11 protein-coding genes and 1 pseudogene are annotated in these 15,841 nt (G+C 69.9%); 3 read left to right on the top strand and 9 right to left on the bottom strand.

What is annotated here, in order from left to right:
* From ABD056_RS13930 to ABD056_RS13920, 3 genes and pseudogenes are all read right to left on the bottom strand, one after another.
* Positions 1-789: pseudogene (locus ABD056_RS13930) on the bottom strand (hypothetical protein); the annotation flags it as partial.
* Complete coding sequence (gene argS, locus ABD056_RS13925) at positions 789-2,585, bottom strand: arginine--tRNA ligase (protein ID WP_343867509.1); 1,797 nt, start codon at positions 2,583-2,585, stop codon at positions 789-791. The gene argS and the pseudogene ABD056_RS13930, both read right to left, overlap by 1 nt.
* Positions 2,582-3,754 carry a deoxyguanosinetriphosphate triphosphohydrolase gene (locus ABD056_RS13920; RefSeq protein ID WP_343867507.1) on the bottom strand — a complete coding sequence of 391 codons (1,173 nt, stop codon included), beginning with the start codon at positions 3,752-3,754 and terminating at the stop codon, positions 2,582-2,584. The genes argS and ABD056_RS13920 overlap by 4 nt, the downstream gene beginning before the upstream one ends.
* A 173-nt stretch (positions 3,755-3,927) precedes the next feature.
* On the opposite strand from ABD056_RS13920, the gene erpA reads away from it, so the two are divergent.
* Positions 3,928-4,284: an iron-sulfur cluster insertion protein ErpA gene (erpA, locus tag ABD056_RS13915; protein WP_343867505.1), complete on the top strand. Its 357-nt coding sequence runs from the start codon at positions 3,928-3,930 to the stop codon at positions 4,282-4,284.
* 42 nt (positions 4,285-4,326) lie between these two features.
* Here the strand turns inward: erpA and ABD056_RS13910 are convergent, their stop codons facing one another.
* Entirely contained in the window at positions 4,327-4,890 is a 564-nt protein-coding gene (locus tag ABD056_RS13910) for a hypothetical protein (RefSeq protein ID WP_343867503.1), read from the bottom strand.
* Between the two features lie 325 nt (positions 4,891-5,215).
* Between ABD056_RS13910 and xth the strand changes: the two genes are divergently transcribed.
* Together xth and ABD056_RS13900 are read left to right on the top strand one after the other, a co-directional pair.
* Entirely contained in the window at positions 5,216-5,998 is a 783-nt protein-coding gene (gene xth, locus ABD056_RS13905) for an exodeoxyribonuclease III (protein ID WP_343867501.1), read from the top strand.
* Positions 5,999-6,154: 156 nt separating this feature from the next.
* Positions 6,155-8,650, top strand: a complete 2,496-nt coding sequence (locus ABD056_RS13900) for a cation:proton antiporter (RefSeq protein ID WP_343867499.1) — start codon at positions 6,155-6,157, stop codon at positions 8,648-8,650.
* Between the two features lie 61 nt (positions 8,651-8,711).
* Here the strand turns inward: ABD056_RS13900 and ABD056_RS13895 are convergent, their stop codons facing one another.
* The 5 genes from ABD056_RS13895 to ABD056_RS13875 form a co-directional block, all read right to left on the bottom strand.
* Positions 8,712-9,575, bottom strand: a complete 864-nt coding sequence (locus tag ABD056_RS13895) for a bacteriohemerythrin (RefSeq protein WP_343867496.1) — start codon at positions 9,573-9,575, stop codon at positions 8,712-8,714.
* A 33-nt stretch (positions 9,576-9,608) separates the two neighbouring features.
* On the bottom strand, positions 9,609-11,462 hold the full coding sequence (ilvD, locus tag ABD056_RS13890) for a dihydroxy-acid dehydratase (RefSeq protein WP_343867494.1): 1,854 nt from the start codon (positions 11,460-11,462) through the stop codon (positions 9,609-9,611).
* A gap of 129 nt (positions 11,463-11,591) precedes the next feature.
* Positions 11,592-12,494: an HAD-IIA family hydrolase gene (locus tag ABD056_RS13885; protein WP_343867492.1), complete on the bottom strand. Its 903-nt coding sequence runs from the start codon at positions 12,492-12,494 to the stop codon at positions 11,592-11,594.
* 8 nt (positions 12,495-12,502) lie between these two features.
* On the bottom strand, positions 12,503-13,015 hold the full coding sequence (locus tag ABD056_RS13880; RefSeq protein ID WP_343867490.1) for a hypothetical protein: 513 nt from the start codon (positions 13,013-13,015) through the stop codon (positions 12,503-12,505).
* Positions 13,016-13,072: 57 nt separating this feature from the next.
* The gene (locus ABD056_RS13875; protein ID WP_343867488.1) at positions 13,073-15,727 is read right to left on the bottom strand and encodes a valine--tRNA ligase; all 2,655 of its coding nucleotides are present in this window, start codon (positions 15,725-15,727) and stop codon (positions 13,073-13,075) included.
* Positions 15,728-15,841 lie beyond the last annotated feature (114 nt).

The raw sequence follows: 15,841 nt of genomic DNA, 5'->3' as shown, positions 1-15,841 counted from the left end.
CTGCAGGGTCTGCGGCGGCTGCACCGCCGGCGCGGCCGGCACCGGGGCCGGAGCACTCGGCAGCGGCTGCGGCGTCGGCGCCACGGCCACTTCCTGCTCGGGCATCGGCTCGCCGGTCAGGGTCTCGCCGGGGTAGACGTCGCCGGGGGCGGCCGGCGGCGGCGGCGCGGCGGCGGCCGGCGGCTGGGCCAGCAGGTTCTCGACGCCGCCGCCCTGGGTGTTCTGCCCCAGGCGGTCGTAGACCATCTTGTCGGTATTGGGCACCTGCATGCCGCCGGGATCGGCCGGACGAACCTTGTAGGGCTCGCTGTCGGCGGCGATCACCGGCGCCTGGGCGCCCGCCACCTGCTGCGGCTCGTCGCCGCGCATGAACAGGTACCAGCCGGCGATGCGGGCGGCGATGGCGCCGGCCACCACGGCGATCATCACCCCGCGCGACCCGCCGGAGCGTCCTTCGGGCTCGTCGTCGTAATCGTCGTCGTCGTCATCGTCGTGCGCGCCGCGGTCGTCGTCGCGGTCGGCGGCGGCGGACAGGCGGGACCGGGTCGGCGCCGGTTCGTCGGCGTCGTCATCCAGCCGCAGGCGCGACGGCGCCGGGCCCATGGACGGCTCCACCGGCTCGCGGTCGTAGTCGTCGCCGTCGCGGTCGAACAGGTCGCCGTCGTCGGAGCGGCCGGCGCGGGGCGACAACCGTTCGGGGATCAGGTTCAGGAAGTCGTCGGCGTCGTCAGACCCCGATCCCGACTTCGGGGTGCCGAGACCGGGCTCCTTGCGTTCGCTGGGCGCCATCACCGCATCTCCTCGACAGGATCAACACCGAATACCGCGAGGCCAGACGCTATCACCGTCGCCACGCCCTGCACAAGCGCGAGTCGCGCCAGGCTCAGGTCACGATCCTCGGGCAGCAGGAAGCGCAGTTCGGTGTGATCCTTGCCCTTGTTCCACAAGCCATGGAAACCGGCCGCCACATCGCTCAGGTAGTACGCCACCCGATGCGGCTCGTGCGCTTCGGCGGCACTTTCCAGCAGACGCGGCCAGCTGGCGAGGGTGCGGATCAGGCTCATCTCCGCCTCGTCCACCAGCCGGTCGACCGGCGCCTGGGCCAGCGCCGCCGCCGTCACCGCCTCGTCGCCCAGCAGTTCGGCGCCGTGGCGCAGGACCGAGCGGGCGCGGGCATGGGCGTACTGGACGTAGAACACCGGGTTGTCCTTGGACTGCTCCAGGACCTTGGCGTAATCGAACTCCAGCGGCGCGTCGTTCTTGCGGGTGAGGATGATGAAGCGGACAAGATCCTTGCCTTTTCCGCCGCTTCGGTCGTTCAGCTCATCCACCACTTCACGCAGGGTGATGAAGGTGCCGGCGCGCTTGGACATCTTCACCGGCTCGCCGTTGTCCATCAGCTTGACCAGCTGGCAGAGCTTGACGTCGAGCGTCGCCTCGCCGCCGGAGACCGCCTTCACCGCCGCCGCCACCCGCTTGACGTAGCCGCCGTGGTCGGCGCCCCACACGTCGATCAGGGTGCGCGAGCCGCGCAGGTACTTGTCGCGGTGATAGGCGATGTCGGAGGCGAAGTAGGTGAAGCTGCCGTCGCTCTTCTTCAGGGCGCGGTCGACCTCGTCGCCGAACTCGGTGGCGCGGAACAGGGTCTGCGGGCGCGGTTCCCAGTCGTCGGGCAGCTTGCCCTTGGGGGGCTCCAGCACGCCTTCATAAACAAGGCCGCGCGCCTGCAAGTCGTCCAGCACCGCCTGCACGGTGCCGGCTTCCACCAGCCCGCGTTCCGAAGTGAAGACGTCGTGCTCGACCCCCAGCACCAGCAGGTCTTCCTTGATGAGCGCCATCATCTCGTCGATGGCGAAGGACCGCAGCGCCGGGCGCCACTCCTCCTCCGCCGCATCGATCCAGCGACGGCCGTCGCGGGCGGCCAGCTTCTCGGCCGGCGGCACCAGATAATCGCCGCCGTACTCGATCTCCTTCGCCGCCAGCATGGCGTCGAACTGGTCCTGGGTGATGGCACCGGCGGCCACCAGATAGCGGGCGCGCAGGGCGTCGGCCAGCTTGTCCACCTGGGCGCCGGCGTCGTTGATATAGTATTCCTTGCAGACGTCGTAGCCGGCCTTCTTCAGCAGCAGGGCGAGCGCATCGCCCACCACCGCGCCGCGGCCGTGGCCGACGTGCATGGGGCCGGTGGGGTTGGCCGAGACGTATTCCACGTTCACCTTGTGCCCGGCGCCCAGGGTGCTGTCGCCGAAGCGCACCCCCTGCGTCAGCGCCTCGCGCAGCACGCCGCGCCAGACGCCTTCGTCCAGGCGCAGGTTGATGAAGCCGGGCCCGGCGACCGACGCCTCCGTCACCCCCGGCACCGCCGTCAGCCTGGCCACCAGGGCCTCGGCCAGGTCGCGCGGCTTCAGGCCGGCGGGCTTGCTCAGCACCATGGCGGCGTTGGTGGCGATGTCGCCGTGGCTCGGGTCGCGCGGCGGCTCGGCGGTGACGCGGCCGAGGTCGAGCCCGGCCGGCAGGGTGCCCGCAGCCACCAGCGCTTCCAGCGCGGTGACGATGTGATCCTTGTAGACGTTGAAAAGGTTCATGGTTTTACCGAAGGGTCGAACAGTCTGGTGTGCTCGTCGAGGGCGAACCGATCGGTCATGCCGGCGATGTAGTCGGCAACCTGCCGCGCCGTCTTGCGGCCGCGGGGGCCGTCGCAGGGCTTCTGCCAGTCGTGCGGCAGCAAGTTCGGTTCGTTGACGAACAGGTGGAACAGGTCCTTTACCACCCGCTTGGCCTTGGAGGTCATGCGGTTGACGCGGTAATGGCGGTACATGTTGGGGAACAGGAAGGCCTTCAGCGCGCGGTCGTGCTCCACGATCTCGTCGGAGAAGGCGACCAGCGGCCGCCCCAGGTGCCGCACCTCCGCCGCCGACTGCGGCCGGTACTCGGCGATGCGGCGGCCGGTCTCGGCCACCAGATCGTCGACCATGGCAGTGATGATGCGGCGGAAGCTTTCATAGATCAGGCGGTGTTCGTCGATGTGCGGGTACTGCGCCATGACGCCCCGGAAGATCGGCCCGACCAGCGGCAGGTCGAGCAGGTCGGGAATGCCGAACAGGCCGGCGCGCAGGCCGTCCTCGATGTCGTGGGCGTTGTAGGCGATGTCGTCGGCCAGCGCCGCCACCTGCGCCTCGGCGGAGGCATAGGTGTGCAGTTCCAGATCCTGGCCTTCGGAGTACTCGACAATGGCCTTGGGCAGCGGCTTGCTGTCGGGGCGGCCGACCAGCGGGCCGTTGTGCTTCACCAGCCCTTCCAGCGTCTCCCACGTCAGGTTGAGGCCGTCGAACTCGGCATAGCGCCGTTCCAGCTTGGTGACGATGCGCAGCGACTGGGCATTGTGGTCGAAGCCGTCGTATTCCGCCAGGCAGTCCTGCAGCGCGAACTCGCCGGCATGGCCGAAAGGCGTGTGGCCGAGGTCGTGCGCCAGCGCCAGCGCCTCCGCCAGATCCTCGTTCAGCCCCAGCATGCGGCTGATGGCCCGCGCCACCTGGCTGACCTCCAGGCTGTGGGTCAGGCGGGTGCGGTAGTGCTCGCCCTCGTGATAGACGAACACCTGGGTCTTGTACTTCAACCGCCGGAAGGCGTTGCAGTGGATGATGCGGTCGCGGTCGCGCTGGAAATCCGAACGCGCGTTGGCCGGCGGCTCCGGATGAAGCCGCCCGCGCGACTGGGTCGGATCACAGGCGAAGGGCGCCAGGCTGGTTGTCATGGCGGCGACACTACAGGGGCGGCGCGACCGTGGCAACCACCGCCGTGCGGCACTGCGGCATCGCCAAGGCTGGAATGGTTCCACCTTGCGGCGATCCGGCGGCGGCCCTAGATTTCGTGTCGAAGACCGCGCCCTCCCCCGCGCTTCCCACGGTTCCAGAGGACCACAGACCGATGAGCGACACCGACACCCTGGCCCCGGCCACCGGCCTCGCCATGACCGAGTCCGCCGCCCGGCGGGTGCACACCCTGATCACCCAGGAGGGCAACCCGGACCTGATGCTGCGCCTGACCGTCTCAGGCGGCGGCTGTTCCGGCTTCCAGTACGGCTTCGACCTGGATGCCGCCGTCAACGACGACGACACCGTGCGCGAGTTCCACGGCGTCCGCCTGGTGGTGGACGAAGCCAGCCTCGACCTGCTGCAGGGGTCGGTGGTCGACTACGTCGAAGACCTGATGGGCGCCGCCTTCGTGGTGAAGAACCCCAACGCCACCTCCACCTGCGGCTGCGGCTCCTCCTTCGCCATCTGACGGCGCCGCGCCTTCCGAATGTCCGCCCAGCCTGCCCGGCCCTTACCAGGCCGGGCAGCGGCTTTGCAGGTCGTCATAGCTGTGGGCGGTGTCGATGGCGGCGTTGCGCAGGGTGTGTTCGCTGCGCAGCGCGTCCATGGGCGCCTTCAGGGCCGCCTGGATGCGGGCGGAGGCCTGCGCCTTCGCCTGTTCCAGCGTCGGCGCCCACATGGGGTTGAGCGCCGCCGCCGACCGCTCCACCGCCGCCTCCAGCCGTGGCGCGTGGGCCCGCAGCACCGCGCGGGTGATCTCCACATGCTCCAGTTCGTGGGCGTGCACCGTCTCGTAGGCGCAGCTGCCCGGGCGGTAATCCGCCGGGATGTAGACCCGCAGCTCGGGGTAGCCCACATCCACCCGCACCGCCTGCAGCTCGGCGCAATAGCCGCCGCCGGGCGCCGACCAGGTGGCGGTGCGCGTTGCCGTGCGCAGCTGCAGGCTGCTTTCCGTCAGCCCCACCGTCGTCCAGCCGCCGGTGGTCATGCGCGAGGCCTCGCCGCGGAACTTGGTGGTCAGCGCCACCTTGTCGCGGCTGCGGTCGAGCACCACCGCCCCCTCGTCGAAAATCATCTCCACGTCCACCGGCTGCCCCGATGCCCGGCAACCGGCCACACCCCCACTCCCGCCGGCGGCCTGCGCGGCCACGGCGGTTCCCGCCAGGATCAAGGCCGCCGCCAGACCGGCACGCGCACCCCGGCATCCTGCGGAGACGATCTCCGACAGCATGATGAAACCCTCGACTCTCTCTCAGTCTTTGCTTGCTGGCGCAGCTGGTGCGGACCCTGGCCATTCGGTCCGTCGCGGCGGTTCATTGGGCTTACCCGGTAGGCACCGTTCCGGGCTTTGTGCTACCACCGACGACACGCCATCCTGACACGCCGAACGGAACCCGTCCATGCTCAAAATCGCCGCCTGGAACGTCAACTCCATCAAGGCCCGCCTGCCGAACGTCATCGGCTGGCTCGACGAGGCCAAGCCCGACGTCGCCCTGCTGCAGGAGATCAAGACCATCGACGACGGCTTCCCGCTGATGGAGATCCAGGCCGCCGGCTACAAGCACTGCGCCATCTGCGGCCAGAAGACCTACAACGGCGTCGCCATCCTCTCCCGCCTGCCGCTGACCGAGGTTCGGCGCGGCCTGCCCGACGAGCCCGAAGACCAGCAGGCGCGCTATGTGGAGGCGGTGGTGGACGGCCGGGTGCGGGTGGCGTCGGTCTACGTCCCCAACGGCAATCCGGTGGAGACGGAGAAGTTCCCCTACAAGCTGCGGTGGATGGAGAACCTGCGCCGCCACGCCGCCCGCCTGCTGGTGGAAGGCGACCTGCCGCTGGTGATCGGCGGCGACTACAACGTCTGCCCCACCGACGACGACGTCTACGACCCCGAAGGCTGGGCCAACGATGCCCTCTGCCGCCCGGAAAGCCGCGCCGCCTACCGCGCCCTGCTGTGGCTCGGCCTCACCGACACCTTCCGCGCCCTGCACAAGGAACCGCACCGCTACTCGTTCTGGGACTACCAAGGGGGGGCGTGGCAGCGCGACCTCGGCCTGCGCATCGACCACCTGCTGCTGAGCGGCAGCGCCCTTGACCGCGTGCAGGCCTGCGACATCGACAAGCGCCCGCGCGGCAAGGAGAAGGCCTCCGACCACACCCCCGTCTGGTGCGAACTGGACCTCTGACCGCCTCTGACCTCTCCACCCGCTGCCCCGCCCCGTGCGGATGCAGGGTGCGGCGGTTGAACGGCCGGGCGCATCATCCGCCTTCCCGCGGCCCATGGCGGCGGGCTAAGCTGGGCCGCCCGCGGGGGAGCGGGCGCACGGGGGGACAGGCGCATCATGACGGTGGGAGGCATCGAGCTGGCGGTGCTCGGCGTGGCCGGGCTGCTCGGGCTCGTCATCCTGCTGGTGCCGGCGGCGGCGCGGCTGAACGTGCCGTTCTCGCTGGCCCTTGCCGGCTTCGGCATGACCCTCGGCGGGCTGGCGCCGCTGCTGCCGGGCGGCGCCGTGGCCGGCTGGCTGGACGCCTTTCACCTGTCGTCCGATGCCTTCATCCTGCTGTTCCTGCCGGTGCTGCTGTTCGAGACGGCGGTGGTGGTGGACGTGCGCCGGCTGATGGACGACATCGGCCCCATCCTGCTGCTGGCGGTGGTGGCGGTGCTGGCCTCCACCGCCGCCATCGGCCTGTCGCTGGCTGCCGTGTCGGACATGGGGCTGATCGCCTGCCTGCTGCTGGCGGCCATCGTCTCCACCACCGACCCGGTGGCGGTGGTGGCCATCTTCCGCGACCTCGGCGTGCCGCACCGCCTCAGCCTGCTGGTGGAAGGCGAGAGCCTGTTCAACGACGCCGCCGCCATCGTGCTGTTCAGCCTGTTCCTCGGCATGCTCACCGGCGAGCGCCAGCCCGACCCGCTGAACGCCGTCGGCGCCTTCGTGTGGGGGTTCGGCGGCGGGCTGGGGGTCGGCTGGCTGGCCGGACGGGGGCTGTTCCTGCTGCTCGGCACCCTGCGCGGCCATCGCTTCGCCGAGATCACCGCGACGGCCGCCGCCGCCTATCTGGTGTTCATCCTCGGCGAGCACCAGCTGCACGTTTCCGGCGTGGTGGCGGTGGTGACGCTGGCCCTGGTGCTCAGCTACGAGGGCCGCACCCGCCTCAGCGCCCAAAGCTGGACCAGCCTGGTGGACGTGTGGCAGCAGCTGGGCTTCTGGGCCAGTTCGCTGATCTTCGTGCTGGCGACCATGCGGGTGCCGGAGATGCTGGCGGCCATGACCGTCACCGACCTGCTGCTGCTGGCGGTGCTGGTGGTGGCGGCGCTGGCGTCGCGGGCCGCCGTGCTGTTCGGCCTGCTGCCGGTGATGACGCGGGCCGGCCTCGCCCAATACGTCAGCCGGCCGCTGCGGGTGGTGGTGCTGTGGGGCGGGCTGCGCGGCGCCGTTTCGCTGGCGCTGGCCCTGGCGGTGCTGGAGGCGCCGGGGGTGCCGCCGGAGGTGCGCACCTTCGTCGCCGTGCTGACCACCGCCTATGTGCTGTTCACCCTGTTCGTCAACGCCCCGCTGCTCGGCCCGCTGATCCGCTGGCTGGGGCTTGATCGCCTGTCGCCGGCCGATGCCGCCGTGCGCGGACGGGCCATCGCGGCGGCGCTGGCAACCGTGCGCGGCCGCATCGACGAGGCCGCCGCCGACTACGGCATCGACGCCGGCCGCGCCGCCGCCGTCGCCGACCGCTACACCGAACGCCTCGCCGCCGCCGAGGCGACGGTAGTGCTGGATACCGCCGCCGATGGCGAGGAACGGCTGCGGGCGGCACTGCTGATCGTCACCGGGCACGAGAACGCCCTCTACCTCGCCCAGTTCCGCGACGGCATCGTCTCCGGCCGCATGGCGCGGCGCCTGATGGCGGAAACGGCGCTGCTGGAGGACGGGCTGAAGACCACCGGCGTCGCCGGCTACCGCGCCGCCTGCGACGACCTGCTGGCGGTGTCGCGCGGCCTGCGCCTTGCCCTCGTCCTGCACCGCCGGCTCGGCTGGGACCGGCCGCTGGCCGCCGCCCTCGCCAGCCGGGCGGAAGCCCTGCTGCTCGGCCAGACGGTGCTGCGGCAGCTGCGGCCCTTCGTCGGCGACCGGGTGGCGGCGGTGCTCGGGGCCGATGCGGCGGCGGCCTGCACCGCCGCCCTGGCGGAGCGGGCCGGGGCGGTGGACAAGGCGCTGGACGCCCTGCGGCTGCAGTACGGCGGCTTCTTCCAGGCCCTGCAGCAGCAGTACCTGGAACGTGCCGCCCGCCGCATCGAGGACAGCGAATACCGCCGCCTGCGCGCCGACAGCGTCATCAGCCACGAGGTCTTCCAGGCCCTGCAGGACGACCTGCGCGACCGCAGCGCCCCCCTCGCCCGCCGCCCGCCGCTCGACCTGGATCTGGAGCCGGTGGCGCTGCTGCGCCGCATGCCGCTGTTCGCCGCCTTGGCGCCGGCCGACCTGCAGGCCGTCGCCCGCCGCCTGCGGCCGCAACTGGCGGTGCCGGGGGAAATGCTGGTGCGGCGCGGGGAGCGCGGCGAGGCGATGTACTTCATCGCCTCCGGCGCCGTCGAGGTGAAGCTGACGCCGGCCCCGGTACGCCTGGGCACCGGCGACTTCTTCGGCGAACTGGCGCTGCTGACCGGCGCCCCGCGCCGCGCCGACATCGAGGCGCTGGGCTTCTGCCGCCTGCTCGCCCTGCACGCCCGCGACCTGGACACCCTGACCCGCACCTGCCCGAGCCTGAAGGACGCCATCCACACCACCGCCCGCCGGCGCCTCGGCAAGGAAAAGACCGCGGCCGACGAGGCAGCCGCGGTCTGAGAGGGGCAGGCGCGGCCCCGGAATGCCGGAGCCGCCGCCGCCGTCGTCGTTGTCGCCGATCCTACTTGCGCGTCAGGGCGCTGGTGGCGGCTTCCAGGAAGCCGCGGGCGGTGATGGGCTTTTCCAGGAAGTCGTCCACCCCGGCCGCCACGGCGCGGTCGCGGACGCCATCGTCGGAGTAGCCGGACATCATGATGATGCGGGCGGTGGAGCCGCCGGCGCGGGCCTGGGTGACGAACTCCAGCCCGTCCATGGTCTCCATCCGCCAGTCGCACAGCACCAGGTCGGGGGCCTTCTCCGCCAGGGCGGCTAGACCCTCGCGCCCGTTGCCGGCGATGGTGATGTCGCGCACGCCCAGGGATTTGAGGATGGTCTGGATGATGATCTGGAAGTTGCGGTTGTCTTCGACCACCAGCACCTTCACCCGCGCCCAGTCGACGTGGGGGATGCCCTCGGCTTCCGGCTCCTCTTCGATGAAGTCGAAGGTGACGCCGGCCGCCGCCTTGATCGCCGCCTCGTTGCCGATGCAGTCGTCGCGGTAGGCCATGTCGTGACCCTTGATGTGGTCCACCAGCCACGACCGCAGGAAATCCAGCACCTCCGCCCCGTGGACGCTTTCCGGGTCCTGCTCGAAGCGGGTGCGGATGGTCTGCACCTGCTGCGTCAGCGCCGCGTGGCGCGCCTTGTGGGCCTCAAGGCCGGGGTAGCCGGCCACCGCCTGCAGGCGCTCCTCGCGGGCGAAGTGGTACTCGGTGTACTCGATCAGGGAATTGAGCACGCTGCCGAGCGTCGCCTTCTCCTCCCGGTCGCCCACCGTCTCGAACACCTGGTTGAGCAGAGAGACCAGCACCTTGTGGTCGGCGTCGATGATGCCGATGCCGGTTTCAAGGTCGCTGGTCCACTCGATCGTGCGCTCCCCGTGCATGAACTCATCCCCCTCCGGTTTTCTTGTGTCGCTCTACCGCTTCTCGACCTGGCTGACGTCGCGCACGGCGCCGCGGGCGGCGCTGGTGGTCATGGCGGCATAGGCGCGCAGGGCCTGGCTGACGTGACGCTCGCGCTTCACCGGCGTCCAGGCGTCGGCACCGCGGGCCTCCTGGGCGGCGCGGCGGCGGGCCAGTTCGTCATCGGACAGCCGCACCGCGATGGTGCGGTTCGGAATGTCGATGTCGATCATGTCGCCGTCCTCCACCAGACCGATGGCGCCGCCTTCCGCCGCTTCCGGCGAGGCATGGCCGATGGACAGGCCGGAGGTGCCGCCGGAGAAGCGGCCGTCGGTCACCAGGGCGCAGTCCTTGCCGAGGCCCATGGACTTGATGTAGCTGGTCGGATAGAGCATTTCCTGCATGCCGGGGCCGCCCTTCGGGCCCTCGTAGCGCACCACCACCACATCGCCCGCCTTGACGACGCCGCCCAGGATCTTGGCGACCGCCTCGTCCTGGCTCTCGCACACCACGGCGGGGCCGGAGAACTTGAGGATGCTGTCGTCGACGCCGGCGGTCTTCACGATGCAGCCTTCCAGCGCGATGTTGCCGTAGAGCACGGCCAGACCGCCGTCCTTGCTGTAGGCATTGTCGGCCGAACGGATGACGCCCTTGGCGCGGTCGCGGTCGACCTCGGTGTAGCGGCGGCTCTGGCTGAAGGCTTCGGTGGTGCGGACGCCGCCGGGGGCGGCGCGGAACAGGGTGTCGACCTCCGGCGCGGCGGTGCGCATGACGTCCCACTTGTCGATGGCGTCGGCCAGGGTTTCGGAATGCACGGTCGACACGTCGGTCGCCAGCAGGCCGGCCCGGTCCAGCTCGCCCAGGATGCCGAAGACGCCGCCGGCGCGGTGGACGTCTTCCATGTGGATGTTCTGCACCGCCGGCGCCACCTTGCACAGCACCGGCACCTTGCGCGACATGCGGTCGATGTCGGCCATGGTGAAGGGCACTTCGCCTTCCTGCGCCGCCGCCAGCAGGTGCAGCACGGTGTTGGTGGAGCCGCCCATGGCGATGTCGAGCGCGATGGCGTTCTCGAACGCCTTCACGGTGGCGACGCCGCGCGGCAGCACCCGGGCATCGCCCTGTTCGTAATAGCGGCGGGTGATGCGCACCGCCGTGCGGCCGGCTTCCAGGAACAGTTCCCGCCGGTCGGCGTGGGTCGCCAGGATGCTGCCGTTGCCGGGCAGCGACAGGCCGAGCGCCTCGGTCAGGCAGTTCATGGAGTTGGCGGTGAACATACCTGAGCACGAGCCGCAGGTCGGGCAGGCGGAGCGCTCGTAGGCCGCCACGTCGGCATCGGAGACCTTCTGGTCGGCCGCCACGATCATGGCGTCGATGAGGTCGATGGCGTGTTCCTTGCCCTCCAGGATCACCTTGCCGGCTTCCATGGGGCCGCCGGAGACGAAGACGGTCGGGATGTTCAGGCGCATGGCGGCCATGAGCATGCCCGGCGTGATCTTGTCGCAGTTGGAGATGCACACCAGCGCATCGGCGCAGTGGGCATTGACCATGTATTCCACCGCATCGGCGATCAGCTCACGCGAGGGCAGGCTGTAGAGCATGCCGGCGTGGCCCATGGCGATGCCGTCGTCGACAGCGATGGTGTTGAATTCCTTGGCGATGGCGCCCTGTGCCTCGATCTCCCGCGCCACCATCTGGCCGAGATCCTTCAGGTGCACGTGGCCCGGCACGAACTGGGTGAAGGAATTGGCGATGGCGATGATCGGCTTGCCGAAATCCTCGTCCTTCACGCCGGTGGCGCGCCACAGGCCGCGGGCGCCGGCCATGTTGCGGCCGTGGGTGGAGGTGCGGGAACGGTACTCGGGCATGGTCGATCTCCAGGAAGCCGCAGAGATAATGCGGGTTTCGGCTTTCGTCACAAGACTTTTATACGCTTAGTCGCTGCCCCGGTCATAATCAACCCTTCAGCGGCGAGGGTTGGGACGGAAAATTATCCGTCACGGCGCTTCCGCGACATAATCTGGCAGAAGTCCGGCTTCGGCACAGCGGGCGAGGCTGTCCTGCCCCTGCAGGAAGCCATACTCCACCAGCAGCACCTTCATGCCGGCCCCGCGGGCGCCGAGCACGTCCGTATGGGGGCTGTCGCCCACCATGAGCATGCGGTCGCGCGGCACGTCCGGGAAGCGCTGCGCCACCAGATCGTACACCGCCCGGAACGGCTTGCCGAGGAAGGTGACCTCGGTCAGCCCGCGGGCCGCCATCACGTGGGCAGGATAGCCCGGCTCCAGCGAGATGAACCCCTTATATGGGCAGGCGACATCGGGATTGCACACGATCATCGGCCGCGGCCGGGCGGCGAGCGCCGTTTCCAGCAGCACCGGATGGGCGTCGGTCCAGAAGTTGTTGTCGACGAACAGGAAGCCGTCGACGCCGCCATACTCCGCCGCCGTCGCCTCCTGCCCCAGCGGCCGGCAGTCGCGGAAGCGGGCGGCGATGTCGTCGGCGTGGGTGGCGATGACGCCCCAGGCGCCGGGCGGCCGCGCATCCATGATGGCCGGCAGCAGCGAGCGGCCGGAGATCACTTCCTCCGGCGTCAGGTCGTAGCCGCGGGCATTGAGCCCCTGGCAGACGCCGTCGGGGCCACGGGTGACGTCGTTGGTGACGATGCACAGGCGCTTGCCCATCTGCCGCAGCGCCCGGAACGCCGCCAGCCCCTGCGGCAGGGCATCGCCGCCCACATGCAGCACGCCGTAAGCATCGAACACCACCAGGTCGAAGTCCGCCACCACCTCCAGCAGGCCGGAGACGCGGCGCGGCGTCACCGGCGGCGGAAAGGCAGGCAGGCGCGGGCGGGCGTCGAGGTAGACGCGCCAGGCATCATCAAAGGAAACGGACAGCATGGGCGGTCTCAGGGCTCCAGATCGTCGGCGTCGAGGTCTTTCTGCAGTTTCTTGGCCCGCGCCTTAAGGTCGTTTTCCAGGCGGCGCACCTGTCGGTGCAGGTCGCCCACCCGTCGCATGGCCCCCTGCCGCTGCTCCGCCCGGAACCGCCCGAAGGGGGAACGGATGAACAGCGCCCCCATGATCCACAGCAGCACGAACCCCGCCGCCATGATGGCGACCGCCGCCCACACCCGGTCGGGCGCCTGCCCGATGGCGAGCGCCGTGCCCCACACGCCGATGGTCGACAGCGCCGCCCCGCCCAGCAGCACGAGGCGGTCCAGCGCCCGGCTGTCGCGGCGCTGTTCCTGCTCCACCGCCCGCACGGCGTCGGTGATTTCCTGCCGCGCCATGGCCTGCCACGACTTGAACGACACCCCGGCCGACGGCGACCGCTTTTCGCGGATGAACCGCTCCAGCTTGGTCACCACCACCTCGGCGCGCTCCTCCGGCGTCGGGGCGCCGGGCGGGCGCGGGGCCATGCCGGACCCGCCGCCCCTGCCCTTGCCGCCCCGCCCCCCGGCCGCCATGACCGCCGCTTACAGCGCGGCGAGACGGTCGAGCGCCTCGGCCAGCTTGGCCTTGGCGGCTTCGGACTCGGCCAGGCGCTCGCGCTGTTCCTCGACCACTTCCGGCGGCGCCTTGGCGATGAAGCCCTCGTTGCCGAGCTTCTTCGCCAGCTTGTCGATCTCACCGGAGACCTTGGCCAGTTCCTTGGTCAGGCGGGCCTTTTCCTGGTCGACGTCGATGACGCCGGCCAGCGGCAGCAGGGCCGTCGCCTCGCCGATCACCACCTGCGCCGCGCCCTTGGCCGGGGCATCGTCCACCGCCGCCACGCTGTCCAGGCGGGCCAGGGTCTGGATGAGGGCGACGTGGCGCTGCAGCCGTTCCTGCGTGGTCGCGTTGGCGTCCTTCAGCAGCAGCGGCAGGCGGGCGCCCGGCGGCACGTTCATTTCCGAGCGGACGGAGCGAATGGCGGTGATCATCTCCACCACCCAGTCCATTTCGGCCACCGCTTCCGGCGCCTCCAGGCCGCTGTAGTCGCCCCAGGCTTCCGAAATCAGCATGCCGGCGCGCTGGCCGGAGCCGATGGTGCCCCACAGCTCTTCGGTGATGAAGGGCATGAAGGGGTGCAGCATGACCAGGATGCGGTCCAGCACCCAGGCGGCCGTCGCCCGCGTCTCGGCCTTCACGGCCTCGTCGGTGCCGTTGAAGACCGGCTTGGCGAATTCCAGGTACCAGTCGCAGAAGGTGCCCCACACGAAGGCATAGGCGCCCTGGGCGGCATCGTTGAACTTGTACTCGTCGACGCCGACGGCGACCGCGTTGGCCGCCTCCGCCGTCTTGGCGACGATCCAGCGGTTCAGGGTCGAGGTCACGCCCTTGGGGTCGAAGCCGGCCTGCGGACGGCACTCGTTCATCTCGCAGAAGCGGGCGGCGTTCCACAGCTTGGTCGCGAAGTTGCGATAGCCGGCGACGCGCTGCTCGCTCATCTTGATGTCACGCCCTTGCGCGGCCATGGCGGCGAGCGTAAAGCGCAGGGCATCGGTGCCGTACTGGTCGATGATGACCAGCGGGTCGATGACGTTGCCCTTGGACTTGGACATCTTCTGGCCCTTCTCGTCGCGGACCAGGGCGTGGATGTAGACGTCCTTGAACGGCACGTCCTTCATGCCGTAGTGGCCGAACATCATCATGCGGGCGACCCAGAAGAAGATGATGTCGAAGCCGGTGACCAGTACGTCGGTCGGGTAGTAGCGCGCCAGTTCCGGCGTCTGCTCCGGCCAGCCGAGGGTGGAGAACGGCCACAGCGCCGAACTGAACCAGGTGTCGAGCACGTCGGGGTCGCGGGTCAGCTCAACGCCGGCCTTGCCGTAGTGCCTTTCGGCGGCGGCGCGGGCCTCGTCCTCGGTTTCCTCGACGAAGATCTCGCCGTCGGGGCCGAACCACGCCGGCACCTGATGGCCCCACCAGATCTGACGGCTGATGCACCACGGCTGGATGTTGCGCATCCACTCGAAGAAGGTGTTTTCCCAGTGCTTGGGCACGAAGCGGGTGCGGCCCTCTTCCACCGCCTTGATGGGTTCCTGCGCCAGGGTCTTGGCGTCGACGAACCACTGGTCGGTCAGCCACGGCTCGATGACCACGCCGGAACGGTCGCCGTAGGGCACGGTCATGGGGTTCTCCTCGATCTTTTCGAGCAGACCCAGGCGTTCCATTTCGGCCACCACCTTCTCGCGCGCCTCGAAACGGTCGAGGCCCTCCCAGCCGGCGGGGGCGTTCTCGTTCAGGCGGGCGTCGCGGTCGAACAGGTTGATCATCGGCAGGTCGTGCCGGCGGCCGACCTCGAAATCGTTGAAGTCGTGCGCCGGGGTGATCTTCACGGCGCCGGAGCCCTTCTCCGGGTCGGCATAGTCGTCGCCGACGATGGGGATCAGGCGGCCGACGATGGGCAGCACCACGTTGCGGCCGATGAGGGCGGTGTAGCGCTCATCCTCCGGGTGGACGGCAACGCCGGTGTCGCCCAGCATGGTCTCCGGGCGGGTGGTGCCGACGGTGACGAACACGCCCTCCTGGCCTTCCACCGGGTAGCGGAAGTACCACATCTTGCCCACCGTCTCGCGCTGTTCCACTTCCAGGTCGGAAATGGCGGTGTGCAGCTTGGGATCCCAGTTGACCAGCCGCTTGTCGCGGTAGATCAGGCCCTTCTTGTGCAGGTCGACGAAGATCTTGCGCACGGCGGCCGACAGGCCGTCGTCCATGGTGAAGCGTTCGCGCGCCCAGTCCGGCGAGGCGCCCAGGCGGCGCAGCTGGCGGGTGATGGTGCCGCCGCTTTCCGCCTTCCATTCCCACACCTTGTCGATGAAGGGGCCGCGGCCGAGGTCGTGGCGGGTGATGCCGTCCTTCTCCAGCCGGCGCTCCACCACCATCTGCGTCGCGATGCCGGCGTGGTCGGTGCCAGGCTGCCACAGGGCGTCGCGGCCCTTCATGCGGTGATAGCGGATCAGCACGTCCTGCAGGGTGAAGGTCAGCGCATGGCCCATGTGCAGGCTGCCGGTGACGTTCGGCGGCGGCATCATGATGGTGTAGGGCTTGCCACCGGAAGAGGGATTACAGGCGAATACACCGGACTCTTCCCACCGAGCGTAAAGCTTTTCCTCCACTTCGGCGGCGTTATAGGTCTTGTCCAGCATCGCGTTTGTTTCCCGTTTCTGGCTGCGACGTGCGTGTGGTGCGGATGGGCTGCCGGCGCCGACTGGCGCCAACGAAAACGCCGGGCCCACGGGGACCCGGCGCTGAAGAGGGTA

Source organism: Caenispirillum bisanense (assembly GCF_039523075.1).
Taxonomy (GTDB): Bacteria; Pseudomonadota; Alphaproteobacteria; order Rhodospirillales; family Rhodospirillaceae; genus Caenispirillum; species Caenispirillum bisanense.
Note: the sequence above shows the minus strand (reverse complement) of the source record. Positions and strands in the feature narration are given on the sequence as shown.